Annotated in this window: 23 protein-coding genes; 16 read left to right on the plus strand and 7 right to left on the minus strand. The window is 75.6% G+C overall.

What is annotated here, in order from left to right:
* Positions 1-9: 9 nt before the first annotated feature.
* The 10 genes from ADEH_RS18880 (at position 10) to ADEH_RS18925 (ending at position 11,989) form a co-directional block, all read left to right on the plus strand.
* Positions 10-1,488 (plus strand): sigma-54-dependent transcriptional regulator, encoded by a 1,479-nt coding sequence (locus ADEH_RS18880; RefSeq protein ID WP_011422699.1) that lies wholly within the window; start codon positions 10-12, stop codon positions 1,486-1,488.
* Between the two features lie 109 nt (positions 1,489-1,597).
* Positions 1,598-1,984 (plus strand): hypothetical protein, encoded by a 387-nt coding sequence (locus ADEH_RS18885; protein ID WP_011422700.1) that lies wholly within the window; start codon positions 1,598-1,600, stop codon positions 1,982-1,984.
* A 16-nt stretch (positions 1,985-2,000) separates the two neighbouring features.
* Positions 2,001-2,696, plus strand: a complete 696-nt coding sequence (locus tag ADEH_RS18890) for a PTS sugar transporter subunit IIA (protein ID WP_011422701.1) — start codon at positions 2,001-2,003, stop codon at positions 2,694-2,696.
* Positions 2,693-4,690 carry a proton-conducting transporter membrane subunit gene (locus ADEH_RS18895; protein ID WP_011422702.1) on the plus strand — a complete coding sequence of 666 codons (1,998 nt, stop codon included), beginning with the start codon at positions 2,693-2,695 and terminating at the stop codon, positions 4,688-4,690. The genes ADEH_RS18890 and ADEH_RS18895 overlap by 4 nt, the downstream gene beginning before the upstream one ends.
* Positions 4,687-6,651, plus strand: coding sequence for a proton-conducting transporter membrane subunit (locus ADEH_RS18900; RefSeq protein WP_011422703.1), 1,965 nt, complete (start codon positions 4,687-4,689; stop codon positions 6,649-6,651). The genes ADEH_RS18895 and ADEH_RS18900 overlap by 4 nt, the downstream gene beginning before the upstream one ends.
* Complete coding sequence (locus tag ADEH_RS18905) at positions 6,648-7,568, plus strand: respiratory chain complex I subunit 1 family protein (protein WP_232287338.1); 921 nt, start codon at positions 6,648-6,650, stop codon at positions 7,566-7,568. The genes ADEH_RS18900 and ADEH_RS18905 overlap by 4 nt, the downstream gene beginning before the upstream one ends.
* 4 nt (positions 7,569-7,572) lie before the next feature.
* On the plus strand, positions 7,573-8,220 hold the full coding sequence (locus ADEH_RS18910) for a hydrogenase (protein WP_011422705.1): 648 nt from the start codon (positions 7,573-7,575) through the stop codon (positions 8,218-8,220).
* Between the two features lie 6 nt (positions 8,221-8,226).
* On the plus strand, positions 8,227-9,657 hold the full coding sequence (locus ADEH_RS18915; protein WP_011422706.1) for a proton-conducting transporter membrane subunit: 1,431 nt from the start codon (positions 8,227-8,229) through the stop codon (positions 9,655-9,657).
* Positions 9,657-11,222: an NADH-quinone oxidoreductase subunit C gene (locus ADEH_RS18920; protein ID WP_011422707.1), complete on the plus strand. Its 1,566-nt coding sequence runs from the start codon at positions 9,657-9,659 to the stop codon at positions 11,220-11,222. Before ADEH_RS18915 ends, ADEH_RS18920 begins: the two co-directional genes overlap by 1 nt.
* Entirely contained in the window at positions 11,219-11,989 is a 771-nt protein-coding gene (locus ADEH_RS18925; protein ID WP_011422708.1) for a 4Fe-4S binding protein, read from the plus strand. Before ADEH_RS18920 ends, ADEH_RS18925 begins: the two co-directional genes overlap by 4 nt.
* Positions 11,990-12,001: 12 nt before the next feature.
* Here the strand turns inward: ADEH_RS18925 and ADEH_RS22655 are convergent, their stop codons facing one another.
* The gene (locus ADEH_RS22655) at positions 12,002-12,334 is read right to left on the minus strand and encodes a PspC domain-containing protein (protein ID WP_011422709.1); all 333 of its coding nucleotides are present in this window, start codon (positions 12,332-12,334) and stop codon (positions 12,002-12,004) included.
* 40 nt (positions 12,335-12,374) lie between these two features.
* Positions 12,375-13,013, minus strand: coding sequence for a class I SAM-dependent methyltransferase (locus tag ADEH_RS18935; protein ID WP_011422710.1), 639 nt, complete (start codon positions 13,011-13,013; stop codon positions 12,375-12,377).
* A 102-nt stretch (positions 13,014-13,115) separates the two neighbouring features.
* Here ADEH_RS18935 and ADEH_RS18940 point away from each other — a divergent pair, with 102 nt between their 5' ends.
* Positions 13,116-13,604: a GNAT family N-acetyltransferase gene (locus ADEH_RS18940; RefSeq protein ID WP_011422711.1), complete on the plus strand. Its 489-nt coding sequence runs from the start codon at positions 13,116-13,118 to the stop codon at positions 13,602-13,604.
* Positions 13,605-13,785: 181 nt separating this feature from the next.
* Here the strand turns inward: ADEH_RS18940 and ADEH_RS18945 are convergent, their stop codons facing one another.
* Positions 13,786-15,261, minus strand: coding sequence for a nicotinate phosphoribosyltransferase (locus tag ADEH_RS18945; RefSeq protein ID WP_011422712.1), 1,476 nt, complete (start codon positions 15,259-15,261; stop codon positions 13,786-13,788).
* 100 nt (positions 15,262-15,361) lie between these two features.
* Here ADEH_RS18945 and ADEH_RS18950 point away from each other — a divergent pair, with 100 nt between their 5' ends.
* Together ADEH_RS18950 and ADEH_RS18955 are read left to right on the plus strand one after the other, a co-directional pair.
* Complete coding sequence (locus tag ADEH_RS18950; RefSeq protein ID WP_011422713.1) at positions 15,362-18,199, plus strand: aconitate hydratase; 2,838 nt, start codon at positions 15,362-15,364, stop codon at positions 18,197-18,199.
* Positions 18,200-18,319: 120 nt separating this feature from the next.
* Positions 18,320-18,625: a hypothetical protein gene (locus ADEH_RS18955; RefSeq protein ID WP_011422714.1), complete on the plus strand. Its 306-nt coding sequence runs from the start codon at positions 18,320-18,322 to the stop codon at positions 18,623-18,625.
* 14 nt (positions 18,626-18,639) lie between these two features.
* On the opposite strand, the gene ADEH_RS18960 is transcribed toward ADEH_RS18955, so the two are convergent.
* Entirely contained in the window at positions 18,640-19,014 is a 375-nt protein-coding gene (locus ADEH_RS18960) for a DUF2007 domain-containing protein (protein ID WP_041453699.1), read from the minus strand.
* A gap of 133 nt (positions 19,015-19,147) precedes the next feature.
* The gene (locus ADEH_RS18965; protein WP_011422716.1) at positions 19,148-20,395 is read right to left on the minus strand and encodes a cation:proton antiporter; all 1,248 of its coding nucleotides are present in this window, start codon (positions 20,393-20,395) and stop codon (positions 19,148-19,150) included.
* Between the two features lie 317 nt (positions 20,396-20,712).
* On the opposite strand from ADEH_RS18965, the gene ADEH_RS18970 reads away from it, so the two are divergent.
* Together ADEH_RS18970 and ADEH_RS18975 are read left to right on the plus strand one after the other, a co-directional pair.
* On the plus strand, positions 20,713-21,153 hold the full coding sequence (locus ADEH_RS18970) for a hypothetical protein (RefSeq protein WP_011422717.1): 441 nt from the start codon (positions 20,713-20,715) through the stop codon (positions 21,151-21,153).
* Between the two features lie 450 nt (positions 21,154-21,603).
* Positions 21,604-22,935 carry a citrate (Si)-synthase gene (locus ADEH_RS18975; protein ID WP_011422718.1) on the plus strand — a complete coding sequence of 444 codons (1,332 nt, stop codon included), beginning with the start codon at positions 21,604-21,606 and terminating at the stop codon, positions 22,933-22,935.
* Positions 22,936-23,088: 153 nt separating this feature from the next.
* Here ADEH_RS18975 and ADEH_RS18980 read toward each other — a convergent pair whose 3' ends face one another.
* Both ADEH_RS18980 and ADEH_RS18985 read right to left on the minus strand, forming a co-directional pair.
* Entirely contained in the window at positions 23,089-24,309 is a 1,221-nt protein-coding gene (locus tag ADEH_RS18980; RefSeq protein WP_011422719.1) for a M23 family metallopeptidase, read from the minus strand.
* A gap of 183 nt (positions 24,310-24,492) precedes the next feature.
* The gene (locus tag ADEH_RS18985) at positions 24,493-24,840 is read right to left on the minus strand and encodes a DsrE family protein (RefSeq protein WP_011422720.1); all 348 of its coding nucleotides are present in this window, start codon (positions 24,838-24,840) and stop codon (positions 24,493-24,495) included.
* Between the two features lie 47 nt (positions 24,841-24,887).
* Here ADEH_RS18985 and ADEH_RS18990 point away from each other — a divergent pair, with 47 nt between their 5' ends.
* Positions 24,888-26,501 (plus strand): 30S ribosomal protein S1, encoded by a 1,614-nt coding sequence (locus ADEH_RS18990; protein WP_041453700.1) that lies wholly within the window; start codon positions 24,888-24,890, stop codon positions 26,499-26,501.
* Positions 26,502-26,720 lie beyond the last annotated feature (219 nt).

Consider the following 26,720-nt stretch of genomic DNA (forward strand, 5'->3'; position numbering starts at 1 on the left):
GGAGGCCCCATGGGCGCGAGCGACGCGGCCGAAGGTTACGGCGCGGGAAGATCCTGTCTGGTCGTCTCGGCGGGCGGCGCGCCGGAGCTCGCGGCGGCGCTCGAGCGGGCCGGCTTCGCCCCCGCGGTGGTCGAGGGCGAGCACGACGCGCTCGCCGCGCTGGAGGGCGGCGGGTTCGCGGCGGTCTACGTCGAGCAGGCGCTGGGGAGCGCGGCGGTCTCGACGCTCGCGGCCGCGGCCGGGCAGCGGCTGGGCGGCGCGCCGGTGACGGTGCTCGGGCGCAGCGGCACGGTCCAGGAGGCGGTGGACGCCATGCAGCTCGGCGCCGACGACTACCTGCCGCCGCCGTTCCCCGCCGGCGAGCTGCTCCGGCGCCTCGCGCGCGCGCTGGAGCGCCCCGGGGCGGCGCGCGCGGCGGCGCCCGGCCGGCTGCTCGGGCTCGACGGCTCCTCGCCGGCGGTGCGCCGGCTCCACGACGCCATCGAGAAGATCTCGCGCTACAAGAGCAACGTGCTGCTGCTCGGCGAGAGCGGCACCGGCAAGGAGATCGTCGCGCACGCGCTGCACGACCGCGGGCCGCGCCGGCAGCACCTGTTCGTCCCGGTGAACTGCGCGACGCTCGGGCGCGACATCCTCGAGAACGAGCTGTTCGGGCACGAGCGCGGCGCGTTCACCGGCGCGAACGAGCGCAAGCGCGGGCTGTTCGAGCTCGCCGACGGCGGCACGTTCTTCCTCGACGAGATCGCCGAGATGGACCTCTCCACGCAGGCGAAGCTGCTGCGCGTGCTGGAGCGGAACGAGTTCCGGCGCGTGGGCGGCACCGGCAAGGTGAAGGTGGACCTGTCCATCGTGGCCGCCACCAACCGCGACCTCGAGCAGGCCATCGAGGCCGGGCGGTTCCGCCACGACCTCTACTACCGGCTGAAGGTGGTGACGCTCGTGGTCCCGCCGCTGCGCGAGCGGCGCGAGGACATCCCGGCGCTCGTCCACGCGTTCATCGCCGACTTCAACCGGCGGAGCGGCGGGCAGATCGCCGGGATCGCGCCGGCGGCCATCCAGCGCCTGGTGGAGCAGGACTGGCCGGGCAACGTGCGCGAGCTGCGCAACGCGGTCGAGGGCGCCTGCGTGCTCGCGACCGGCGAGGTGGTGAAGCTCGAGGACCTGGAGCTGGTCGGCCGGCCCGCCGGCGAGGTCGCCCCGCCCCGGCGCCGCGCCGCCGCGCCGCGGAGGGCCGCGGGCGCTGCTGCGCCCGGCTCCGCGGCCGCCGCCGCGGCCGCCGTCCCGCTCGGCGCCGCGCCCGGCGGCGCCGTCGTCGAGGTGTCCCTCGACGGCACGCTGGCCGAGGCGGAGCGCCGGATCGTGCTCGCGGCGCTCCGCCGCCACGGCACCCGCGCCCGGACCGCGCGCGCGCTCGGCATCGGGCTGCGCACGCTCTACACCAAGCTCGCCGCCTGGGGGATCGGCCCCGAGGATGCCGGATCGGCATGATGCGGCAGCCGCCGGCCGCGGCCGGCCTGGACGCCAAGCGCCGGGATTCCCTGCGTTCCGGATGAAATGACGCGGTGGCGCGGTTCCTGCTCTCGGGTGGGACGACGCGATGCAGACCGCCCCGCCGCCCCCCTCCGTCCTGCTCCTCGCCCACCCCACGCCGGCGAGCGAGGACCTGTTCGCCGACCTCGCCCGCCGCGAGGACCTGTGCCTGCTGCGCGTCGCCACCGCGGCGGCCGCGAACCGGACCATCGACGAGATGCCGGTCGCGCTGGTGGTGACCTGCCCCGAGGTCCCGGTGGCGGCGGTGGAGTCGGTGCTGTCGCACCTGGAGCGCGCGCGCCCGGGCACGCCGGTGCTGGCCGTGCGCCCGCGGCAGCCGCCCGAGCCGGCCGGCTGGGGCGAGCGCGGCGTGGCGGTGCTGCGCCTGCCGCTGCTCGCCGGCGTGCTGTCGCGGTCGATCGACGTGGTCCTCGGCATGAAGCGCCTCGGCTGAAAGGAACCGGAACGGAATGCAGCTCACCGAACGCGACGCGGCCCGCCTCCTCGGCGTCACCGAGGCCACCCTGCAGCGGTGGCTGAGGAGCGGCGAGCTCGCCGCCTCCCGGGTCAACGAGCAGTACCGCCTGAACAAGATCGACCTGCTCGAGTTCGCCTCCTCGCGCGGGCTGGAGATCTCGCCCGACCTGCTCGCCGAGCTGGAGCAGCCGGCGCTGCCCAGCCTGGCGGAGGCGATCCGCGCCGGCGGCGTGCACCACGGCCTGGCGGGCGCCGACAAGGCGGCCACGCTGCGCGACCTGGTGGACCGGCTCGCGCTCCCGCGCGAGGCCGATCGCGACCTGGTGCACCGGATGCTCCTCGCCCGCGAGGCGCTCGGCTCCACCGGCGTGGGGAACGGCATCGCCATCCCGCACGCGCGGAACCCCATCGTCCTGCACGTGGCCACGCCGGCGGTGGCCATCAGCTACCTCGACCGCCCGGTGGACTTCGAGGCGCTGGACGGGAAGCCGGTGCACACGCTCGTGCTGCTGGTGAGCCCGTCCACCCGCGCGCACCTGCACCTGCTCGCGCTGGTCGCCACGGCGCTCCGCGACCCGGGCGTGCTCGCGGCGCTCGACGCGCGCGCCGGGGTGGACGCGCTCCTCCCCGAGATCGAGCGGGTCGAGGCCGCCATCGCCGAGAAGCGCGCGGCGGCGAGGAAGCCATGACGCTCTACGTCGCCGCGCTCGCCGTGCTCGTGGCCGGCGGGCTCGCCGCCCTGGCCGTCTCCGCGCGCCCGCGCCTGGCGCTCGCGGTGGGGAGCGCCAGCGCCGCGCTGGGCTGCGCGCTCGGCCTCGCCGCCTCGCTCGCCGCGCTGCGCGCCCCGCCCGCCGCGCTCGACCTCCCCTGGCCGGTGCCCTTCGGCGCGCTGGCGCTCGGCCTCGACCCGCTCTCGGCCGCGTTCGCGACCGCGGTCTTCGCGCTCGGCCTTGCGGCCTCGATCTACGGCGCCGGCTACCTGCGCCCGCAGGCGGACCGCCGCGCCATGGGCCCGTTCGCGCTGTTCTTCGCGCTCACGCTCGCGAGCATGGCGCTCGTGGTGGCGGCGCGGCAGGCGGTGCTGTTCCTGGTGGCGTGGGAGGGCATGACCGCCGCGTCGTTCCTGCTCGTCGCCCACGAGCACGAGGACGCCTCGGTGCGCCGCGCCGCCCGCACCTACCTCGTGGCCTCGCACCTCGGCGCCGCGTTCCTGTTCGCGCTGTTCCTCGTGCTCGGGCGCGAGGCGGGGTCGCTCCGCTTCGAGGCGTTCGCCGCGCTCCGGGCCGGCGGCGCGCCCGCGGCGCTCCTGTTCCTGCTCGCGCTGGTCGGCTTCGGCACCAAGGCCGGCCTGGTGCCGCTGCACGTGTGGCTGCCCGAGGCGCACCCCGCCGCCCCGAGCCACGTCTCCGCGCTCATGTCCGGCGTGCTCGTGAAGATGGGCGTGTACGGCATCCTGCGGGTGCTGACGTTCCTGCCGCCCGCGCCGGCCTGGGCCGGGCTGCTGCTCGCCGGGGTGGGCCTGGCGGGCGCGCTCGCGGCGCTGGCGCTCGCGCTCGGGCAGCGCGACCTGAAGCGCGTGCTCGCCTACTCCACCGTCGAGAACGTGGGGATCGTCGCGCTCGCCGCGGGGCTGGGGCTGATCGGCGCCGCGTACCACGCGCCGCTGGTGGCGGCGCTCGGCGTCACCGCCGCGCTGCTCCACGTCTGGAACCACGCGCTCATGAAGGGGCTCGCGTTCCTGGGCGCCGGGGCGCTGGTGCACGGGGCCGGCACGCGCGACCTGGAGCGGATGGGCGGGCTGCTCCGGCGGCTGCCGTGGACCGGCGGCCTGCTGGTGCTCGCCGCGGTGGCGCTGTGCGGGCTGCCCCCGCTGAACGGCTTCGTCTCGGAGTGGCTCGTGTACCTGGGCCTGCTGCAGGGCGGCAGCGGGACGGGCGGGCTGGCGCTGGCGGCGTGGCTCGCGCTCGCCGCGCTGGCGCTGGTGGGCGCGCTCGCCGCGGTGGTGTTCACCCGGCTCCTCGGCACCGCGCTCCTGGGCGAGCCGCGCAGCGAGGAGGCGGCGCACGCGCACGAGGCCGGGCCGCTCGTGCTCGCGCCGCTCGCGCTGCTCGGGGCCGGGAACGTGGCGCTGGCGCTGTTCCCGGCGCAGGCGGCCGCGCTGCTCGCGCCCGCCGCCGCGCAGGTCCTCGGGACCACCGAGGGCGAGGTGCTCGCCGCGCTCGCGCCCGCCACCGGCGCGCTCGCCGGGCCCATGCGCGCGGGCGTCCTGGTGCTGGTGGCGCTCGGCGGCGCGCTCGCGCTGGCGGCGCGGCGGCTGCGGGCGGGCCGCCCGGTGGCCACCTCGTCCACCTGGGGCTGCGGCTTCTCCGCGGCGAGCCCGCGCGTCCAGTACACCGCCGCCTCCTACGCGCAGCTCGCGCTGGCCGCGGCGGTCCCGCGCCCGCTCCGGCCGCGCGCGCGCCTGCGGCCGCCGGAGGGCGCGTTCCCGGCGGGCGCCTCGCTCGCGCTGGAGGGCGACGACCCGGCGCGCACCCGCGTGTTCGAGCCGGCGTTCCTGCGGGTGGGCGGCTGGTTCAGCCGGCTGCGCGGCTTCCAGCAGGCCCGCCTCAACCTCCAGCTCCTCTACACCGTCGCGGCGCTGCTCGGCCTCTCGGCGCTGCTCCTCCTCCGGTACGGTCCGTGACCTCCGCGCTCGCCCTCGGCGCCATCGCCCTCACCGCCGCGAGCGGGCTCGCCGCGGCGCTGCCCGGCCTCCGCCCGGCGCGCGCGCAGGCGCTCGCGACCGCGGCGCTCTGCGCCGGCGCGGCGCTGGGCCTGGCCGCGGCGGCGGCGGCGCTGGCGGGGGGCGAGGCGGCGGCGGGCGGGGCGCTGCGGGTGGACGCGCTCTCCGGCCTGTTCCTCGTGCCGATCCTCGGCATCGGCGCCGCGGGCTCGGTGTACGGGCTGCGCTACTTCCCGCAGGCGGAGCGCGGGGCGCGCGCGGTGCGGCTCCAGGTCTTCTACGGGCTCGCGGTCGCCGGGATGGCGCTGCTCGTGTGCGCCGCCGACGCCATCGGCTTCCTGGTCGGCTGGGAGGTGATGGCGCTCGCGAACTTCTTCATGGTGCAGACCGAGGACGAGGATCCCTCGGTCCGGCGCGGCGCGTTCCTGTACCTCGCCGCCACCCACGCCGGCACGCTGGCGCTGTTCGCGCTGTTCGCGCTGCTGCGGCGCGAGGCGGGCAGCTTCGAGCTCGAGGCCATGGAGGGGCTGCGGCTCTCCGGCCCGACCGCCGCCGCGGTGCTCGCGCTCGCGGTGGCCGGCTTCGGCATGAAGGCCGGGCTCGTCCCGCTCCACTTCTGGCTCCCCCCGGCGCACGCGGCCGCGCCCAGCCACGTGTCCGCGCTCATGTCCGGGGTGGTGGTGAAGACCGGCATCTACGGGCTGATGCGGGTGACGGGCCTGGTGGACGCGCCGCCCGAGTCCTGGGGCGTGGCGCTGCTCGCGCTGGGCGGCGTCTCGGCGGTGCTGGGCGTCGCGTTCGCGCTCGCGCAGCACGATCTCAAGCGGCTGCTCGCGTACCACACCGTGGAGAACGTCGGGATCATCGCGCTCGGGCTGGGCCTCGCGGTGCTGGGGCGCGCCCGCGGGATCCCGGCGCTGGTGGTCCTCGGGCTGGGCGGCGCCGGCCTGCACGTCGTCAACCACGCGCTGTTCAAGTCGCTCCTGTTCCTGGGCGCCGGCGCGGTGCACCACGCCACCGGCACCCGCGAGCTCGACCACCTGGGCGGCCTCGCGCGCGCCATGCCCCGCACCGCGCTGCTGTTCGTGGTCGGCGCCGCGGCCATCAGCGGGCTCCCGCCGCTGAACGGCTTCGCCTCCGAGTGGCTGGTCTACCTCGGGCTCCTCGACGGCCTGCGCCAGCCCGGGGGCGACCTGCTCGCCTACGTGACGCTGGGCGCGCCGGCGCTGGCGCTCGTGGGCGGGCTCGCCGCGGCCTGCTTCGCGAAGGTGGTCGGGGTGGTGTTCCTGGGCAGCCCGCGCAGCGAGCACGCGCGCGGCGCGCACGAGCCGCCCGCGGCCATGCTCGCGCCCATGGCGCTCCTCGCCGCCGCCTGCGCCGCCATCGGCCTGTTCCCGGCCGCGACCACCGCGCCGCTCGCCCGCGCCGCGGCCGCCTGGGCCCGGGTGGACCCCGCCCTGCTCGCCGCCCCGGCCGCGCGCGCGGCCGCCGGCGCCGCGCGGGTGAGCGCGGTGGCCGCCGTGCTGCTCGTGGCCGCGCTGGCCGTGGCCGCCTGGCGGCGCCGCCGCCTGGCCGGCCGGGTCGCGCCCGCCCAGCCGACCTGGGGCTGCGCCTTCGCCGCGCCGACCGCCCGCATGCAGTACACCGGCTCGTCGCTCGCCGCGCTGCTGCTGGCGCGCTTCACCTGGGCCATCTTCCCGCGGCGCACCGAGCCGCGCCTCGAGGGTCCCTTCCCCGCGGCGGCGCCGTTCGCCACCGCGGTCCCGGACACGGTCCTCGACCTCGCCCTCCTCCCGGTGGCGCGCGCGTACGGCTGGCTCGCCGAGCGCGCGCGCCTCCTCTACCTCCGCCGGATCCAGTTCCAGATGCTGCTCGTGCTCCTGACGCTCCTCGCCGTCCTCGCCTGGGGGTTCGCGTGGTGAACGCGCCCATGGTCCTGCGCACCGCGCTGCACGTGGTCGCGCTGCTCGTCCTCCCGCCGCTGCTGCTCGGCGTGATCAACCGCGTGAAGTCGATCGTCGGCGGCCGCCGCGGCCCGCCGCTGCTCCAGCCGTACCTCGACCTCGCCAAGCTGCTGCGCAAGGGCGCGGTCTACAGCCGGACCACGACCTGGGTGTTCCGCGCCGGCCCGGTGATCGGGCTCGCGGCGACCGCCTCCGCCGGCGTGCTCCTCTCCATGGGCGGCGCCCCCGCGCCCATCGCGTTCGCCGGCGACTTCGTCCTGTTCGCGTACCTGCTCGGCCTGGGCCGCTTCTTCACCGCGCTCGCCGCGCTCGACACCGGCTCGTCGTTCGAGGGGATGGGCGCCGCGCGCGAGGTGACGTTCGCGAGCCTGGCCGAGCCGGCGCTGTTCCTCTGCCTGCTGGTCCTGGCGCGCGCCACCGGCTCGCTCTCGCTCTCCGGCATGCTCGGCCCGGACCTCGACGCCGCCTGGTCCTCGGCCGCGCCCGGCCTGCTGCTCGCCGCCATCGGCCTGTTCGTGGTGGCGCTGGCCGAGTGCTCGCGCATCCCGGTGGACGACCCCAACACGCACCTCGAGCTCACCATGATCCACGAGGTGATGGTGCTCGACCACGGCGGGCCCGACCTGGCGCTGATCCTGTACGGCGCGGCCATGAAGCTGTTCCTGTTCGGCGCGCTGCTCTCGCGCCTGGTGCTCGGCCACGGCGCCGGCGCGCTCGCCTCGGAGGCGCTGTTCCTCCTCGGCGTGCTCGCGTTCGCGGTGGCGGTGGGCGTGGTCGAGTCGGTGATGGCCCGGCTGCGCATCGTGCGCGTGCCGCAGCTCCTGGTGGGCGCCTCGGTGCTGTCCGCCTTCGCGCTGGTCCTCCTGCTCCGGTGACCCCGTGACCAACCTCACCGACCTCGTCTTCATCCTCGTCGTCGTCATCGACTTCTTCCTGCTCGCCTCGAGCCGGCTCGGCGCCGCCATCCGCGCGGTCGCCACGCAGGGCGCGCTGCTCGCGGCCCTGCCGCTGCTGCTGCTGGAGGGCGGCCACCAGGTCGGCCACGTCCTGCTGCTCGCGGCCGGGGCGCTCGCCATCAAGGGCGCGCTCATCCCCTGGCTCATGTTCCGCGCCATCCGCGAGGCGTCCATCCGCCGCGAGATGGAGCCCATCGTCGGCTTCGTCCCGTCGATGGTGCTGGGCGGCATCGGGGTGGCGCTCGCGTTCGCGTTCTCCAGCCGCCTGCCGCTCCCGGGCGGCGAGGCGCACCCGTACCTGGTCCCGACCGCGCTCTCGACCGTGTGGGCGGGGATGCTGCTGGTGGTCTCGCGCAAGAAGGCCGTCAACCAGGTGCTGGGGTTCCTGGTGCTGGAGAACGGCGTCTACGTCTTCGGCCTGCTGCTCACCGGGATCATGCCGGTGATGGTGGAGGCGGGCGTGCTGCTCGACCTGTTCGCCGCCGTGTTCGTCATGGGCATCGTCATGTTCCACATCAACCGCGAGTTCGCCTCGCTCGACACCGAGAAGCTCTCGGCGCTGAAGGACTGACCGCGCATGGTGCTCCTCATCGCCGCCCCGCTCGCGCTCGCGCTGGTCGCGTTCGCGATGCCCTCCGCCCGGCGCCGCCCGCTGGTGCTCCTCGCCGGCGCGCTGGTCCACGCCGCCGGCGTCCTGGCGCTGCTCGCCGCGCCCCCGCCCGCCCGCGAGGGCGCCTGGCTCGCGTTCGACCCGCTCGCGCGCGTGACGCTCCTCACCGCCACCGCGCTGTTCCTCGCCTCGGCGGTGTACGCGCAGGGCTACCTGGCCCGCCGCGCCGATCGCGACAACCGCGTGTTCGTGGGCGGCCTGCTGGTGCTGCTCTCGGCCATGACCACGGTGGCGCTCTCGCACCACCTCGGCCTGACCTGGGTGGCCATGGAGGCGAGCACGCTCTCCACCGCGCCGCTCATCTACTTCAACCAGAACGCCCGCTCGCTCGAGGCCGCCTGGAAGTACCTGCTCATCGGCTCGCTCGGCATCGCGCTGGCCCTGCTCGGCACGTTCTTCCTGGCGCTCGCCGGGGCGGGCCCGGGCGGCCCGAAGTCGCTGCTGGTCGAGGACCTGATCGCCGCCGGCGGCGCGCTCTCGCGCCCCTGGGTGCGGGCGGCCTTCGTGTTCCTGCTGGTGGGCTACGGCACGAAGATGGGCCTCGCGCCGCTGCACTCCTGGAAGCCGGACGCGTACGGCGAGGCGCCGGGCATCCTCGGGGCGTTGCTCGCGGGCGGGCTCACCAACTTCGCGTTCGTCTCGGTGGTGCGCGTGTTCCAGGTGACGATCGCCGCGGGCGAGGGCGCGTTCGCGCGCGACGCGCTCATGGCGCTCGGCCTGCTCTCCATCGGCCTCGCCGCGGTGTTCGTGGTGGGCCAGCGCGACTTCAAGCGCATGCTCGCGTACTCCAGCGTCGAGCACATGGGCATCCTCGCCATCGGCGTGTCGCTGGGCGGCGCCGCCACCGCGGGCGCGTTCTTCCACACCATGAACAACGGCCTGACGAAGGGCGTGCTGTTCCTGTCGGCCGGCAACATCCACCGCGCCTTCGGCTCGAAGTCCACCGACGAGGTGCACGGCGCGGGGCGCCGGCTGCCGCTCTCCGGGCCGCTGTTCCTGGCCGGCTTCCTCGCCATCACCGGCTCGCCGCCGTTCGGGCCGTTCTTCAGCGAGTTCGCCATCGTGAACGGCGCGTTCGGCGCCGGGCGCTACTGGGTGGGCGGGCTGTTCCTCGCGTTCCTGGCGGTGATCTTCGTGGGGATGGCCGCGACCGTGCTCGACGTGGTGCAGGGCGATCCGTCCGACGCGCCGCGCGTTCCCGGCACCGGCGACAGCTGGCTGACCGCCGGCCCGCCGCTCGCGCTCATGCTGGTGGTGCTCGCGCTGGGCGTGTTCCTGCCGGCGGGGCTGAAGGACCTGTTCGGCGCCGCGGCGGCGCTCGTCGGGGGAGGCTGGTGATGGCCCGCAACACGACCGCGACCGCCGGTCCGGGCGCCGCGCCCCGCGCCAGCGACGTCCTCGAGACCTGGAACGGCGAGCCGGTGGACGCGCGCGCCGTGCCGGTGCACGACCCGGCCCGCTTCAGGGAGATCGTCCTCGCCGCGCACCGGGGCGGCGGGCGCCTCGCCGCGCTGTTCGGCCGCGAGGACGGCGGGGGCGGCGTGCTCGTCACCGCCGTGCTGGCGGACGACCCGGAGGGCCGGCTGGCGCTGCTCGCCACCCGCGCCGCCGGCGCGCTCCCGTCCATCGCGGCCGAGCTGCCCGCCGCGCAGGCGTTCGAGCGCGAGCTGGCGGAGCAGTGGGGGCTGCGCCCCGAGGGCCACCCCTGGCTGAAGCCGCTCCGCTTCGAGCCGCCCCGCCGCGAGGCGCCGGATCCGTTCGGCCGCGCCGACCCGCGCGCCACGATCCCGGGCGAGTACCCGTTCTTCCGCGTCGAGGGCGAGGAGGTGCACGAGGTCGCGGTCGGCCCGGTGCACGCCGGCATCATCGAGCCGGGCCACTTCCGCTTCCAGTGCCACGGCGAGCGCGTGTTCCACCTCGAGATCGTGCTCGGGTACCAGCACCGCGGGGTGGAGCGGCTCCTGCGCGGCGGGCCGGACCGGCGCTCGATGGCGCTCGCCGAGTCGATCGCCGGCGACACCGCGGTGGGCCACGGGCTCGCCTACGCCAAGGCGATCGAGTCGCTCGCCGGGGTGGCGCCGACGGCGCGCGCCATGTCGCTGCGCGGCATCGGGCTCGAGCTGGAGCGGGTCGCGAACCACGTCGGCGACCTGGGCGCGCTGGCCGGCGACGTGGGCTTCCTGCCCACGGCCTCGTACTGCGGCGCGCTCCGCGCCGAGTTCCTGAACGCGGTGGCGGAGATCTGCGGCAACCGCTTCGGCCGCAGCCTGGTGTGCCCGGGCGGCGTGAAGCACGACCTCGACGCGGAGGCGGCGCGCGCGCTGGCGGCCCGCGTCCGCGCGGCCTGGGAGAAGACCCGGCGCGCGGCGTCGCTCATGTTCGAGTCGCCCTCGGTGCGCGCCCGCTTCGAGGGCACCGGGACCGTGCCCACCGCGCTGGCGCAGGAGCTCGGCATGGTCGGCCCGGCCGCGCGCGCGAGCGGCGTGGACCGCGACGTCCGCCGCGACCACGCGTTCGGCATCTACCGCTTCTCCCACGTGGCGGTCACCACCGCCGAGAACGGCGACGTGCTCGCCCGCGCGCTCATCCGCCTGCTCGAGTCCGAGCGGAGCGTCGAGTTCGTGCTGGACCAGCTCGAGCGGCTCCCCGGCGGCCCGTCGCGCGCGGCGCCCGGGCCGCTCGCGCCGGGCGCGCTGGTGGTCTCGATGGTGGAGGGCTGGCGCGGGGAGATCGCCCACGTCGCGGTCACCGACGCCCGGGGGAAGCTCGACGCCTACAAGGTGAAGGACCCGTCCTTCCACAACTGGTTCGGCCTCGCCATGGCGCTCCGCGACGGCCAGATCTCCGACTTCCCGCTCTGCAACAAGAGCTTCAACCTCTCCTACGCGGGGCACGACCTGTGATCGACATCCTGAAGTTCCGGCTCGGCTACGGGAACCAGACGGTGGCCTTCCCCGACGGCCCGCCGCGCTTCCCGGCGCGCTTCCGGGGCCGGCCGGTGGTGGAGCCCTCGCGCTGCGAGGACGGCTGCGCCGCCTGCGTCGAGGCGTGCCCCACCGACGCGATCCTCGACGCCGGCAAGGCGACGATGCGGGTGGACCTGGGCCGCTGCACGTTCTGCGGCGACTGCGCGGCCGCCTGCCCGTCCGGCGCGCTGCGCTTCACCGGCGATCACCGCCTGGCGTCGCGCTCGCGCGAGGCGCTGGTGGTGTCGCGCGACGCGCCCGTGCTCGCCGAGGCGCTCGACGCCGAGCTCCGGCGGGTGCTGGGCCGCTCCCTCAAGCTCCGGCAGGTCTCGGCGGGCGGCTGCAGCGGCTGCGAGGCGGAGCTGAACGCGTCCGGCAACATCCAGTTCGACGTCGGCCGCTTCGGCGTGCAGTTCGTCGCGTCGCCGCGCCACGCGGACGGCCTCGTGGTCACCGGGCCGGTCACCGAGAACATGCGGCTCGCGCTGCGCCAGACCTGGGAGGCGGTGCCCGCCCCGCGGATCGTGATCGCGGTGGGCGCCTGCGCCATCTCCGGCGGGCCGTTCGCGGGCAGCCCGGTCACCTGCGGCGGCGCCGCGGCCGCGCTCGACGGGATCCCGGTGGACCTCTACGTCCCCGGCTGCCCGCCGCACCCGATCACGTTCCTCGACGGGATCCTGCGGCTGCTCGGGCGCCTGAAGTAGCCGGCGCGCGCCTCAGCCGCCCCAGCCGCTCGGCGCAGGGCGCGCGTCCTCGCGGGGCGCGTGCGGCGGGAGCAGGAGCGGCTCCTCGGGCATGGCGATCCAGAGCGCCACGTAGACCACGATCCCCCAGCCGCCGAGCACGACGGAGAGCAGGAACGCGAGGCGGATCGCGGCGCAGGGTACGCCGAAGCGGTTGGCGAGCCCGCGCGCGACGCCCGCGATCATCCGGCCCTCGCGGGCGCGGGTCCACTCGCGGAACGGCGGGCGGCCCACCATCCAGCTCGTGCAGGCGGCGCAGCGGGTCGCGCCGGGCGCGTTCTCGGTGCGGCAGTACGGGCAGAGCATCGTTCGGCCTCCTCCGAGACCTTACGCAGGCCCCGCCCGGTTATTTCGGGCGGGCCTCGGCGCGCCCGAAGGCGCCGGCCCAGAGGCTCGCGCCGCCGGGCGCCTGGACGACGCGCTGCCGCCGGAGCGGCAGCCCGTAGTGCTCGAACAGGCGCACCAGCTCCTCCGGGGGCACCGGCCGGGCGGCGCGCTCGATGAGGCGCAGCGCCTGCGACGGGGGCTCGGGCGCCTCGCCGCCGGGCAGGCGCAGCACGATCGTGCAGGCGCCGCCGTCGGCGAGCCAGCCGGCGATGCGCCGCACTAGCGGCTCCGGGTGCAGGTACTCCAGCACCAGCGCGGCGTGGACGAGGTCGAAGGCGCCGGGCGGCGCGCGCCAGGCCTCCGCGTCGGCGCAGTACAGCTCGAGGCGCGGCCCGAGGTGGAAGAAGCGCTGCCGCGCGATGGCGAGGTACTGCAGGTTGACGTCGAGCCCCACCACGCGCGCGGTGACCGACGGGTCCACGTGCTCGAGGCCGTCGCCGGTGGCGCAGCCGACCACCAGCAGGCGGTCGGGCTGGGCCGAGAGGTAGGCCTCCTGGAACAGGGCGTCGAGCGTCGAGCGGAGGTCCAGGCCCTCCGGGCCCAGCCATCGCGCGTGGTCGGCGGCGGGGACCACGGTCCACGGGTTCGGAGCGCGCATCGGCGCTACCCTACCCCGAAACGGCTGGCCGCGAGGGCGCACGGCGGCGCGCCGGCCGACCCGGGTGTCGCGCAACCGGCGGCCGTCGCCTACCCTGGAGACATGCGCGTGCGGCGCCTCGAGCCCGCGGACCTGGACGGCTGCCTCGACCTGTTCGCGGCGGTGTGCGCCGAGCGCCGCTGGCTCGCGACCGAGCCGCCGGTGGACCGCCGCGAGGTGCGCCGCGGCTGGGAGGCGCTGCTCGGGACCGGCGAGGGGACGCTGCTCGTCGCCGAGGCCGGGGCGGGCGCGCCGCCGGCCGGCATGGCGATGCTGGTGGGCCGGACGCTGCCGCAGCTGGGGATGCTGGTGGCCGAGGGGTTCCGCCGCCAGGGCGTCGGCGACGCGCTGGTGAGGGCCGCGGTGGGCTGGGCGCGCGAGGCCGGCGCGCGGGAGCTGGTGCTGCACGTGTTCCCGCACAACACCGCCGCCCGCGCGCTGTACGCGAAGCACGGCTTCGCGCAGACCACCGTGCTCCGCCGCGCCTTCCCCCGCAGCACCGGCGAGCGCTGGGACGCGATCCGGATGACGAAGGCGCTGGATCGGGCCTGAAGGATGCCGCGGCCGCAGGCAGCGCCGCCCCGTGGGGCGGGGCGCAGCCCCGCGCGCGGCCCAGCCGCGCCCGCGGGGACCTCGCGCGGGCCCGCGCAAGCGGGCGCGCGAGGTCACGGGACCCGCGCAGCAGGGTGGGGCCCCGCGGAGCTCCGCTCCGTGGGGCGGGGCGCAGCCCCGTTCAGATCGGCGCCCGGCGCGCGGCGAGGACCAGCTCGGTGCGGAGATCGTGGAGGCCGCGCTCCAGCCCCACCGGGAACTGGTGCGGGTTCACGAACCGCTTCACGCCGGCGTGGAACCGGGCGAGCTGCGCCTGCGTGCGCGCCCGCACCGCGTCGAGCGGCGGCGGGGCGTAGACCTGCCGGCCGCCGCGGAACACCGGGACGAGCAGGTCCTCGGCCGGCGTGCCCTCCGCGAGCTGCCGGCGGCGGGTCGGGTCGAGCGGGTCCACCATCACCGGCGACGCCGGCAGCCCGGTGAGCTCGTCGTAGACGACGTCGGCGAGGAAGCCCTGCGGGCCGGAGAACCGGCGCACCTGCAGGAGGCCGGGGATGGTGGTCTTCGCGGCCTGCTCCGACACCTTCACCCGGTGCTCCCATCTCGCGTCCGGCGAGGCGCGGACCGCGCCCAGCTTGTACACGCCGCCCAGCGCGCCGTCGTCCTGGCCGGTGACCAGCCGCGTGCCGACGCCCCACACCCCGATGCGCGCGCCCTGGTCCTTCAGGCTCTGGATGATGATCTCGTCGAGCTCGTTCGAGGCGTACACCGCCGCGCGCGGGAAGCCCGCCTCGTCGAGCATGCGCCGGGCCTGGATCGACAGCCAGGCGAGGTCGCCGGAGTCGAGGCGGACGCCGAGCAGCTCGTGCCCGTGCTCGCGGAGCCAGCGCCCCACCTCGACGGCGTTCCGGATCCCGTCCAGGCTGCCGTAGGTGTCCACCAGGAACACGCAGTTCGCCGGCATCGCCTTCGCGTACTCCAGGAACGCCTCGCGCTCGCTCGCGTGCAGCATCACCCAGGAGTGCGCGTGCGTCCCCTTCCCCGGGATCCCGTACAGCCGCGCGGCCAGGGTGTTCGAGGTGGCGGCGCAGCCGCCCACGTACGCGGCGCGGCTCGCGGCCAGGCCGCCGTCGATCCCCTGCGCGCGCCGCAGCCCGAACTCGAGCACCGGGTCCCCGCCCGCCGCGAGGCACACCCGCGCGGCCTTGGTGGCGACGAGCGTCTGGAAGTTCACCACCGCGAGCAGCGGCGTCTCGAGCAGCATGCACGGGATCACCGGCCCGGTGACGCGCACCAGCGGCTCGGTCGGGAACACCACCGTGCCCTCGGGCGCCGCGTCCACGTCCACGTCCACCTCGAGCGCGCGGAGCGCGTCCAGGAAGCCGCCCTCGAACAGCGGCGCGCCGTCCGCGCCGGCCTGCGTGGCCAGCCAGGCGAGGTCCTCGTCGGAGAAGCGCAGGTGGGCGACCAGGTCCATGGCGTGCTCGAGCCCCGCCGCCACCGTGAACCCACCGTGGAACGGGTTCGACCGGAACGAGAGCGTGAACGACGCCTGCTTCGCCGCGGCGCCGCTCTTCCAGGCCGCGTACGCCATGGTCAGCTCGTAGTAGTCGGTGAGGAGCGCGAGCGAGGGGCGGTAGAGCTGGGACGGGACGGGCATGCGGTCTCCTGACGCGCCACCCGAGGTGCAGGTGGGACCCTCTTTGCTTGCTTCGGCGCGGCGCGACGATAAGTAGCCTGCCACCGGAGGCCTCGCACCCATGAACGATTTCCTCGGCGTCGTCACCCCCTTCGATCTCGGCTCCGGCCGGACCGGCAAGCTCGTCTCGCTGCCCGCGCTGGAGCGCAAGGGCTTCGGCCCCATCTCGCGGCTCCCCGTCTCGCTGCGCGTCGTGCTCGAGTCGCTCGCCCGCAACGCGGACGGGCAGCGCGTCACCGAGGAGGACGTGCGCGCGCTCGCGCAGTGGAAGCCGCGGGCGGAGCGCACCCGCGAGGTCCCGTTCGTCGTCGGCCGGGTGCTGCTGCAGGACTTCACCGGGGTGCCGCTCCTCGTGGACCTCGCCGCGATGCGCGCGGCGGTCGCGAAGCTCGGCAAGGACCCGATGATCGTCGAGCCGATCGTCCCGGTGGACCTGGTGGTGGACCACTCGGTGCAGGTGGACGCGTTCGCGTCGCCCGAGGCGCTCCGCTGGAACATGGACCTCGAGTTCGACCGGAACGTGGCGCGCTACGAGTTCCTGAAGTGGGGCACGCAGGCGTTCGAGCGGCTCCGCATCGTCCCGCCGGGCATGGGCATCTGCCACCAGGTCAACCTCGAGTTCCTGGCCAAGGGCGTGCTGGAGAAGGACGGGGTGTACTACCCGGACACGCTGGTGGGCACCGACTCGCACACGCCCATGGTGAACGGCCTCGGCGTCGTGGCCTGGGGCGTGGGCGGCATCGAGGCCGAGGCGGCCATGCTCGGCCAGCCGACGTACTTCCTCACGCCGGACGTGGTGGGCGTGCACCTCACGGGCGCGCTCCGCGAGGGCGTCACCGCCACCGACCTCGTGCTCCGCGTGACCGAGGTGCTGCGCAAGGCCAAGGTGGTGGGCAAGTTCGTCGAGTTCTTCGGCGCCGGCGCCGAGACGCTGCCGGTGCCGGAGCGCGCCACGCTCTCGAACATGGCGCCGGAGTACGGCGCCACCATGGGCTTCTTCCCGCCCGACGAGCAGTCGCTCCGCTACCTCGAGCAGACCGGCCGGCCGAAGGAGGTCGTGGACACGTTCCGCGCCTACTACGCGGCGCAGGGCATGCTGCGCATCCCGCGCCCCGGCGAGGTGGACTACTCCGAGGTGGTCGAGCTCGACCTCGGCAGCGTCCGCCCGGCGGTGGCCGGGCCGAAGCGCCCGCAGGACCGCATCGAGCTGCCCGCGCTGAAGCAGGCGTTCCGCGAGCTGTTCACGCGCGCGGACGCGACCGGCTACGGCAAGCCGGCCGCGGAGCTGGGCCAGCGCCACCGCCTGGCGTCGGCGCCGAGCGGCCAGACGCGCCCCGGCGGCGGCCTGCAGGACCCGGACAGCGCGCCGGACGGGCGGAAGAACACGAGCACGCTCACCGAGACCGAGATGATGAACAACCGGCCCACGCCGGATCCGGTGGGGCTGGTGCCGCGCCTCGCCGACGGCGACGTGGAGGTCGGCCACGGCGACGTGCTCATCGCCGCCATCACCTCGTGCACCAACACGTCCAACCCGAGCGTCATGCTCGCGGCCGGCCTGCTCGCCCGCAAGGCGGTGGCGAAGGGCCTCACGGTGAAGCCGACCGTGAAGACCTCGTTCGGCCCCGGGTCGCGGGTGGTGTCGCGGTACCTCGAGCGCACCGGGCTGCAGAAGGACCTCGACGCGCTCGGCTTCAACGTCGTCGGCTACGGCTGCACCACCTGCATCGGCAACTCCGGGCCGCTCGACGGGCGCATCGAGAAGCTGCTCGGCGAGCACGACCTGGTGGGCGCGGCGGTGCTCTCCGGCAACCGGAACTTCGAGGCCCGGGTGCACCAGTCGATCAAGGCCAACTTCCTGATGAGCCCGCCGCTGGTGGTGGCGTTCGCGATCGCCGGCACGGTGGACGTCGATCTCGAGCAGGAGCCGCTCGGCACCGGCAAGGACGGCGAGCCGGTGTACCTGCGCGACGTGTGGCCCACGATCCAGGAGGTGGAGGCGCTCCGCGGCGCGGCCGCGGACCCGGAGCAGTACCGGCAGAACTACGCCGGGTTCTCGCAGAACGACCGCTGGAACGCGCTGCCGGTGCGCGGCGGCAAGCTGTACGAGTGGAACCCGGAGTCCACCTACATCCAGCAGCCGCCCTACTTCGAGGGCTTCGGCCTCTCCGCCGGCACCATCGGCGAGATCACCGGCGCGCGGCCGCTCGCGATCTTCGGCGACTCGGTCACCACCGATCACATCAGCCCGGCCGGCTCGATCAAGCCGACCTCGCCGGCCGGCAAGTACCTCCAGTCGCTGGGCGTGTCGGTGGCCGACTTCAACAGCTACGGCGCGCGCCGCGGCAACGACCACGTCATGGTGCGCGGCACGTTCGCGAACGTGCGGGTGAAGAACCTGATGGTGCCCGGCGTCGAGGGCGGGGTGACGCGCCACCAGCCGGACGGGACGCAGCAGCCCATCCACGACGCCGCCATGCAGTACGCGCGCGAGGGCGTCCCGCTCTGCGTGGTGGCCGGCCAGGAGTACGGGACCGGCAGCTCGCGCGACTGGGCGGCGAAGGGCACGGTGCTGCTCGGCATCCGCTTCGTGGCGGCGCGGAGCTTCGAGCGCATCCACCGCTCCAACCTGGTGGGCATGGGCGTGCTCCCGGTGCAGCTGCCGGAGGGCGTGTCCGCGGCGACGCTGAAGCTCGACGGCACCGAGACGTTCGACCTGCTCGGCATCTCCGAGGGGCTCGCGCCGCGGCAGGCGGCCCGCCTCGTGATCCACCGCGCCGGGGGCGCGCGCGAGGAGGTCCCGGTCACGGTGCGGATCGACACGCCGATCGAGGTCGAGTACTACCGGCACGGCGGCATCATGCAGTACGTGCTCCGGCAGCTCGTGCAGCGCGCCTGACCGATCCGTCCGACGGCCCGCGCGCCGCCGCCGGCACCGGCGGTGCGCGGGTGTGGGCGCGCCGTCCGGGGCCGGCCGCTTCCTTGCCCGCGCCGCCCGGCGGGCGTAAGAACGCCGGCCATGCCGCTCCACACCCTGCTCGCGTTCGTCGCCCTCGCCGGTTCCGCCCTGCTCTTCGCGACCGGCGGCCGCGTGCTCGCCACCATCGCGCTCGTGGCGAGCGGCCTCGAGGTCCTGATGGCCCTGGGCGCGCTGCAGCTCCGGGTGGTGCAGCTGCCGCTCGGGCTGGTGCTCGGGCTGGCGCTCGCGCTCCCCGGCCTGGTCGCGTGGTTCCGCGCCACCGCCAAGCCGGCCATCTCCGCCGCGACCGTGGTCGCGCTGGTGGGCACGGTGCAGGTGGTCGCGTACGCGGCGCTGCACCGCTGAGCGCGGCCGCCGGCTCAGCGCAGGGCGCGCGCGAGCGCGAACACGCCGGCGAGCCCGAACGCCGCGATCCACACCACCAGCCAGGTGACGCCCCAGCCGTCGCGCGCCGGCACCGCCGGCGCGGGCGGCTCCGCGGCGTGCGTCGCCGCCTCCGGCGTCGCCAGGAGCTCGCGCGAGCGGTCGAGGTCCATGGCGGGCACCATGAGGCGCAGCGCGCGCGTGCCCGGCAGCAGCACCGCGTCGGCGCCGTCGCGGAACGCGGCGGGGATGCCGTCCGCCTCGAGCATGCCGCGGGCGAGCTCCGCCTCGGCGCGCGTCCAGTAGACGGCGACGGTCCGGTACTCCGACGAGTGCTGCGCGTTCCCCTCGCGCTGCGGCCCCAGCTCCACGCGGCCCCCCCAGGCACCTCGATGCTGCCAAACTCTCGCGCGCCGGTCCAATGCGGGCTCGCCTGTTCGTGCGACCTGCACGTTCGGTCGCCCGCCAACGGGCGAGGCCGGGCGCGGGAGCACGCACCCACCGTCACGCCGCACGGACGCCAGGTCCGGGCCGGACGGCGGCCGCCGCGGGAGCCGACCCCATCCGCCAGCGGAGCAGCGGCGGCGTCACGAGCGTGGTGACGAGCACCATCGCGACGATGGCCGCGAACGCGCCCGGCCCGAGCAGCGGCCGCCCGCCGGCGGTGAGCGACAGGCCGATGTTCGCGAAGATGAGGCCCACCTCGCCGCGCGGGATCATCCCCAGCCCCACCGCGAGCCGGTCCACGCCCGGCGTCACCACCGCGAGCGCGCACGCCTGCTTGCCGACGATCGCCGCCACCGACAGCGCGCCCGCCAGCGCGAGCGAGCCGGTGCCCAGGGCGCCGAGATCGACCGCCAGCCCCATGCGCACGAAGAAGAGCGGCACGAGCACCGCGGCGAGCGGGGTGAGGCGCTCCTCGAGCCGCTCCTCGCCGCCGCTCAGCTCCGCGAACGGCACGCCCTCCAGCACCAGCCCCGCCGCGAACGCGCCCACGATCGGCGCGAGCTCCACCGCCGAGGCCGCCCAGGACAGCGCGAGGCACACCGCCAGCGCCAGCGTGAACAGCACGCCCTGCGCGCGGAGCCGCGCCGCGACCGCGAACAGCCGCGGCGCCGCCCAGCGCCCGGCCACCAGAGCGGCGCCGAGGAACCCGACCGCCTTCGCCCCGACCAGCGCCAGCACCGTCCACGTCCCGGCGCCGTCCCCCCCGCCGCCGGCGAGCCCCACCATCACCGCCAGCACCAGCAGGCCGAGCACGTCGTCGATCACCGCCGCGCCGAGGATGATCTGCCCGGCCGGCGAGCCGATGCGCCCCATGTCCCGGAGCACGCGGGCGGTGATGCCGACGCTGGTGGCGGAGAGCGCCGCGCCCAGGAACAGGTGCGCGAGCGGGCTCGCCCCGGGCAGGAGCCACGCGCCGACGCCGTAGCCGAGCGCCATGGGCGCCACCACGCCGATGCACGCCACCAGGAACGCGGAGGCGCCGACCTTCACCAGCTCGGCGAGGCGGGTGGAGAGCCCGACCTCGAACAGCAGCAGGATCACCCCGAGCTCGGCGAGCGCCTCGAGGACCGGATCGTGCGCCAGCCCCGCCGCCCCGTGCAGGCCGAGCGCAGGCAGCGCGCCGAGCGCGATGCCCGCGACGAGCTCGCCGAGGACCGCCGGCTGGCCGAGGCGGACCGCGAGGACGCCGCCCAGCTTCGCGGCGGTGAGCAGGAGGGCGAGGGAGAGGAGAAGGTGCGCGATCACGATGGGTTCCTCCTGGGCGCGGCGTGCCGGCCTTCCGGGCAGGGGCGCCGGCGCGCTGCCCGGATCGGCGGCGGCGGCACGGCCCCGCCGGCGCGCGATCGGCGCCGGAGGGCCGGGCCGCCGCGGCCCGGCGCGGGGCTGTGCATCCGGCGCACCAGATGGGCCGGCGGCCCCCGGGCGCGCCCGCCGGCCCGGCCCGGGGTCCGCCGATGTCAGAGGGGCCGGCTAGGGTCCGCTCGCCGTCCCTTCCCCGCGCCGCCCGTGACCGGCCCGGCGCGTCGGGAGTGGACGGGATCCGCTAGGTGGAGGTTCCGAGGATGGCCGTGAAGGTCATGGTGGCGCCCGCGATCGCGAAGGGCGAGCTCGAGAAGCCGAGGTCCCTCGGCCGTGTGAAGGAGCCCGGCGACGCCGCGAAGCCCAGGCGTCGCCGCTCGTCCGTCTACGACGCCGACGGCAACGAGGTGTTCATCACCCTCATGTGCCTGAAGTGCCACAAGATGCGGCCGCTCTCGCAGTTCGGCCTGCGGCGCATGGCCGACGGCGCCATCCGGAACCAGCCGTGGTGCCGGACCTGCCGGTCGGGGACCGCCGAGAAGCCGCGGAGGGGGGCTGCAGAAACCGTGGAGTCCTCCGCGGTGGAGGCCCCCCCGGCCGCGAACGGGGTGGCCGCGCCGGGCGAGCCCGCGCCCGGGCCCAAGCGCGCCTCGGGCGCGGTGGCCGCCGAGGTCGCCGCCGCCCTGGCCGCGGGCCGCGGCTAGGCCGCACCGGAGATCGGGTGGCCCGGGGATCGCCGGAGGCGGCGCCTCCGGAGGGTGTCCAGGCGCGCCGGGGTCCGGGGTTCCGGCCGCCGCGGTCGCGCGCGCGGCGGCGAGCGGCATTTGGTCGCGGCGCGGCGCGCCCCGGCGAGCGCACGCCCGCCGGTACGCGGGCCGGCAGGGAGGCGGACGGCGCGTTCGCCTGCGAGCGAAACCCGAGCATTTGCCGGGCGCTTCCCACACACATCGGCTCCATTGACCAATCGCGCGGGCTGAAGTGGACCGCTCCGGGCGCTCGCCCGGCGGCTTTCAAAACGTAAATAGACCTTTGTGCTCCACGACTTACGGGCCCTTTCCCGTTTGCGCCATCCCCGGGCCCGCGAGTAGGATTCGGGCCCTCGCGTTACGAAATTCCAAGCAACTCAAACCTTCAGACAGTTGGCCGGAGTGACCATGGCTGAGTCCACGCTGAAGCAGGTGCTGAAGCAGAAGATCGAGGCGTTCCGCCCGCGGATTCAGAAGCTGAACAAGGAGTTCGGCGAGGTGGTGATCGACAAGGTCAACATCGGCCAGGCGATCGGCGGCGCCCGCGACGTCCGCTGCCTCGTGACCGACATCTCGTACCTCGACCCGCAGGAAGGCATCCGCTTCCGCGGCAAGACCATCCCCGAGACGTTCGAGGCGCTGAAGGCGCACGTGGTCCCGGGCGGCGAGATGCCGACGGTGGAGAGCTTCTTCTACTTCCTGCTCACGGGCGAGATCCCGACCAAGGAGCAGGCGCAGGAGGTCTTCGCGGAGTTCAAGAAGCGCGAGGCGCTCCCGCAGTACGTCATCGACGTGCTCCGCGCCATGCCGCGCGACTCGCACCCGATGGCGATGTTCTCGGCCGGCATCGTCACGATGCAGCGCGAGTCGGTGTTCGCGAAGCGCTACGGCGAGGGCAACCTCAAGAAGACGGACATGTGGGACCCGATGTACGAGGACGCGATGACGCTCGTCGCGCGCCTCCCGGTGCTCGCCGCGTACATCTACCGGATGAAGTACAAGGGTGACACGCACATCGCGTCGGACGCGAACCTCGACCTCGGCGGCAACTTCGCCAAGATGATCGGGCAGGTGAAGCCGTACGACGACGTGGCCCGCATGTACTTCATCCTCCACTCGGATCACGAGTCGGGGAACGTCTCGGCCCACACCTCGCACCTGGTCGCGTCGGCGCTCTCCGACGCGTACTACTCCTACTCGGCCGGCATCAACGGCCTCGCCGGCCCGCTGCACGGCCTCGCGAACCAGGAGGTGCTCGGCTGGATCCAGCAGACGATGAAGAAGCTGAACAACCAGGTGCCCTCGAAGGAGCAGCTGAAGCAGTTCCTCTGGGACACGCTGAACTCGGGCCAGGTGATCCCGGGCTACGGCCACGCGGTGCTCCGCAAGACCGACCCGCGCTACACGGCGCAGAACGAGTTCGCGAAGAAGCACCTGCCGAACGACCCGCTCTTCCAGCTCGTGAACATGATCTACGAGGTGGCGCCGGGCGTCCTCACCGAGCACGGCAAGACCAAGAACCCGTGGCCGAACGTGGACGCGCACTCGGGCGTGATCCAGTGGTACTACGGCGTCCGCGAGTGGGACTTCTACACGGTCCTCTTCGGCGTCGGCCGCGCGCTCGGCGTGCTCGCCAACCTCGTGTGGGACCGCGGCCTCGGCTACGCCATCGAGCGGCCGAAGTCGGTCACCACCGAGATGCTGGAGAAGTGGGCGCACGAGGGCGGCCGGAAGATCTAGGCCCGCGCCCCGCAGCAGCCTGAAACACCGAAGGCCGCCCGCGAGGGCGGCCTTCTCGTTTCCGGGTTCCGGGTTCCGGGTTCCGCGCCAGGTCGCGCCCCGCGCGCGCCGCCGGCGCGCCCCGGCTCGCGGGGGCGCCGGCGCGCTCCCGGGTCAGCGCGCCGCGGGGAGCGCGGCGGGCGTGGCGGGGACGGCCGGCGGCGCCTGCGTCGCGGCGACCGCGCCGCCGAGCGCGGCGTCGAGCGCGGTGCGGCGCGCGTCGAACGCGGGCTTGCGGGCCGCGTCCAGCGCGGCGTGGCGGATCTTGTGGATCTCGAACGGATCCAGCACGCGGCCGTCCGGCGCCTCCAGCTGGTAGTGCAGGTGCGGCGCGGTCGAGTGGCCCGTGTTCCCGGACAGCGCGATCTGCTCGCCCTTCTTCACCCGCCGGCCCGGGACCATGTCCTTGGGCAGCACCTCGAGGTGCAGGAAGATCGCGTGCCGCCCGGAGGCGGGGTCGCGGATGTCGAGGCAGTTGCCGTTCCCGGCGAAGTTCCAGTTCCGCCGCTCGATCACGCCGTCGAAGGTCGCGAACACCGGCGTGCCGGTGGGCGTGCGGAAGTCCACGCCCTTGTGGCGGCGGCCGTCGCGCAGCAGCGAGGTGACCTGGTCGTACTCGTGGATGGGCGCGTCCACCAGCAGCTCCTCCAGCTCGGTGCCGTCCGGGCGGTAGTAGCGCGCCCAGCGCGACCCCTCGGGCTGGAAGCGGTACGCGGCGAAGACGCGGCCGAGCTTCTGGGACGCGAACCGCACCGCCTCGACCACCGGCTCGCCGGACGCGGGCAGCCCCTGCGCGGCCGGCGCCGGCGGCGAGTAGAGGATCTCGATCCGGTCGCCCTTGCGGCCGTCGCGCGCGACGCGGAGGTCCCAGACGAGGAGCCGGTTCACCACCTGCGTGAGCTGCTCGCCCACGTCCCGGTCCTCCGGCGGGAGCGCGCGCTGGATCGACTCCTCGAGCGCGCCGGAGAGCGTCGCCACCACCCGGCGCGGTCCCGCGGGCACGGCAGGCGCCGCGACGGGCGCGGGCGCCGGGGCGGCGGCGGTCGCGCCCGCGTCCGGCGCGGGGGCCGGCGCCGCGGACGGCGCGGCAGCGGGGGGCGCCTGCTGGACAGCGCCGGCGGGCGCGGCCGGCGCGGGCGCCTGCGCGACGGGCGCCGGGTCCCCCGGAGACGATCCGCCGATCGCGAACCGGCCGCCGGGCGCCGTCAGGCGGCCGAGCACGATGCCGGCGGCGAGCGCCACCCCGAGCGCGATGCCGAGGCCGGCGCGGCGCGCTCCGGGCCGGGGCGTGTGCCCGGGCCTGTGGGGAGGCGGATCGATGGAGAGGCTGACCATGTGAGGGGCTCCGGGTGTGCGGGAGGGCGGATGATAAACGGCCGACCGGCCCGCGATCTTCCGCCCAAGGGACGCCTCGCGCGCTCCCTCGCGGGCCTGCGGGACGCATCCCCCGTCGGAGCGGGCGGCCAGGCGCTCGACGCGACGCCCGCGCAGCTCCCTTCAAGAGAAGAAGCGATCCAGTCAAAAGAAAAAGCGGTCCACGACCCCGGCGCTCCACTCGAGGATCGTCGGCCAGCCCACGACCGCGTCGAGCGTCCGCTCCGCGTCGGCGAGCGCGACCTTCTGCTCGACCACGCTGGCGCTGCACGCGATCAGGCGGCACTCGCCCACGGTCCGCGCCTGCTGCAGCGCCGCGCCGGGCTCCTCCGGGTCGGCGTCGTGCGCCGCCACCAGCGCGGGGACGGCCGGACCGAACAGGTAGACGTCCACCCGGTCGCCCAGCGCCGTGGCGGCCAGGGCGGCGGACCCGGCGAGGCGGAGCGCGCCGGCGTCGGCGTGCGACAGGAAGATCACGGCGCGGCGCTCCATGCGCCCGTTTTACGCGAGACCCGGCGCCTGTGCTATGAGACGCCGCCATGTCGGACCAGAAGAAGCCCGAGTCCCCGGGCCCGGTGGTGATCCGCAAGGGCCACGTGAAGCCCCCGCCCCCCGGCGCGAAGATCGAGGCGCCCGAGGAGGAGCGGCTCGCGCCCGCGACCTCGCAGCCCGCGCCGGCGGCGCAGGACCGCCGCCCGCTCTGGCAGCGCGTCGCGGAGGAGCGCAGCCCGCGCCCCGCGCCCGGCGGCGCCGGCCCGCAGCAGCGCGGCGGCCCCCGCGGCCCCAGGCCCGCCGGCGGAGGTCCGCGCGGCGAGCGGCGCCCCCGCGGCGACCGTCCCGAGCGGCGGGAGCACGGCGAGGTGGGCCCGGCGGCCGCGCTCGAGCCCCCGCGCCCGCCGGCCGGCGAGCCGCCGCCGGCGCCGGAGGTGGAGGCGCCGGACGAGGGCTCCTTCGCGGACATGCTCGCGGGCTCGGAGGCGGGGCCCCGGCGCCGCTTCCAGGTCGGCGAGAAGGTCGCCGGCAAGATCATCCAGATCGGCGAGGACGTCGCGTTCCTCGAGCTCGGCTCCGGCGTCGCCGAGGCGATGATCGAGACCGTCGAGCTGAAGGACGAGGCCGGGAACCTCGCGGCCCGCGTCGGCGACATCATCGACGCGGTGGTGGTGAAGGCCACCGACCGCGGCGCGGTGGTCTCGAAGGGCCACGGCCGCGCCACCCGCGATCACGCGCGCGAGGCGGTGATCGAGGCGGCCCACACCGGCCTGCCGGTGGAGGGCGTGGTCAAGGCGGTGAACAAGGGCGGCCTCGAGGTCGAGGTCCACGGCGTCCGCGCGTTCTGCCCGATCTCGCAGATCGACGTGCGCTTCGTGGGCGACGCGTCCGCGTTCGTCGGGCAGAAGCTCCTGTTCAAGGTGACCCGCGCCGACGGGCGCGACGCGGTGCTGTCGCGCCGCGCGCTGCTCGAGGAGGAGCGCGCGCAGAAGGCGGCCGAGACGCGCGCGCGGCTCGCGCCGGGCGCGGTGTTCGACGGCGTCGTGACGAGCGTGCAGGACTACGGCGCGTTCGTGGACATCGGCGGCGTCGAGGGCCTGGTGCACGTCTCCGAGCTGGCCTGGGACCGGGTGTCGAAGCCGCAGGACCTGCTCTCGGCCGGCGACGCCGTGCAGGTGCAGGTGCTCCGGATCGACGAGGACCCGAAGAAGGGCGAGCGCATCGGGCTGTCCGTGAAGGCGCTCGCGCCGCGGCCCGAGCCGGCCGCGCCGGCGCCGGGCGCCGAGGGCGCCGAGCGGCCCGCCCGCCCCTCCCCGCCGCCGCCGCCGCGCGTCGGCGACGTGGTGCAGGCCACCGTGGACAAGGTGGAGAGCTTCGGCGTGTTCGTGCGCTTCGCCGGCGGCCGCGGCCTGGTGCCGGCCAGCGAGACCGGCACGCCGCGCGGCGCCGACCTGCGCAGGAGCTTCAAGGTCGGCGACACGATCCAGGCGCTCGTCTCGGCCATCGACGAGCAGGGCCGCATCCGCCTGTCGAAGACCGAGGCCGAGCACGCCGCGGAGCGCGCCGAGGCGCGCGAGTACATGGCGAAGGCGCCGCGCGCGCAGGGCAAGGGCTTCGGCACGCTCGGCGACCTGCTCCGGCAGAAGCTCGAGAAGAAGTAGCGCGCCGGCCGCGGGCGCCGTCACCGTGCGGCTTCACGCACGGTGATCGGCCGCGCCGCGCTCGAGCCAGACGCACCGTCCGTGCGCGCGCCCCGGGGTCAGCCCATCAGGGACGGCGGTGCCGCGGGTGGCCCGTTCGCGCGTGACGTGCCACTGCAGTCAATATTGAGCGCATCGGTCCACGTTCCCGGAGCGCCTCCGGATCCTCCAGGTCTCGTT

Origin of the sequence: Anaeromyxobacter dehalogenans 2CP-C (genome assembly GCF_000013385.1) — a bacterium.
Classification (GTDB): Bacteria; Myxococcota; Myxococcia; order Myxococcales; family Anaeromyxobacteraceae; genus Anaeromyxobacter; species Anaeromyxobacter dehalogenans_B.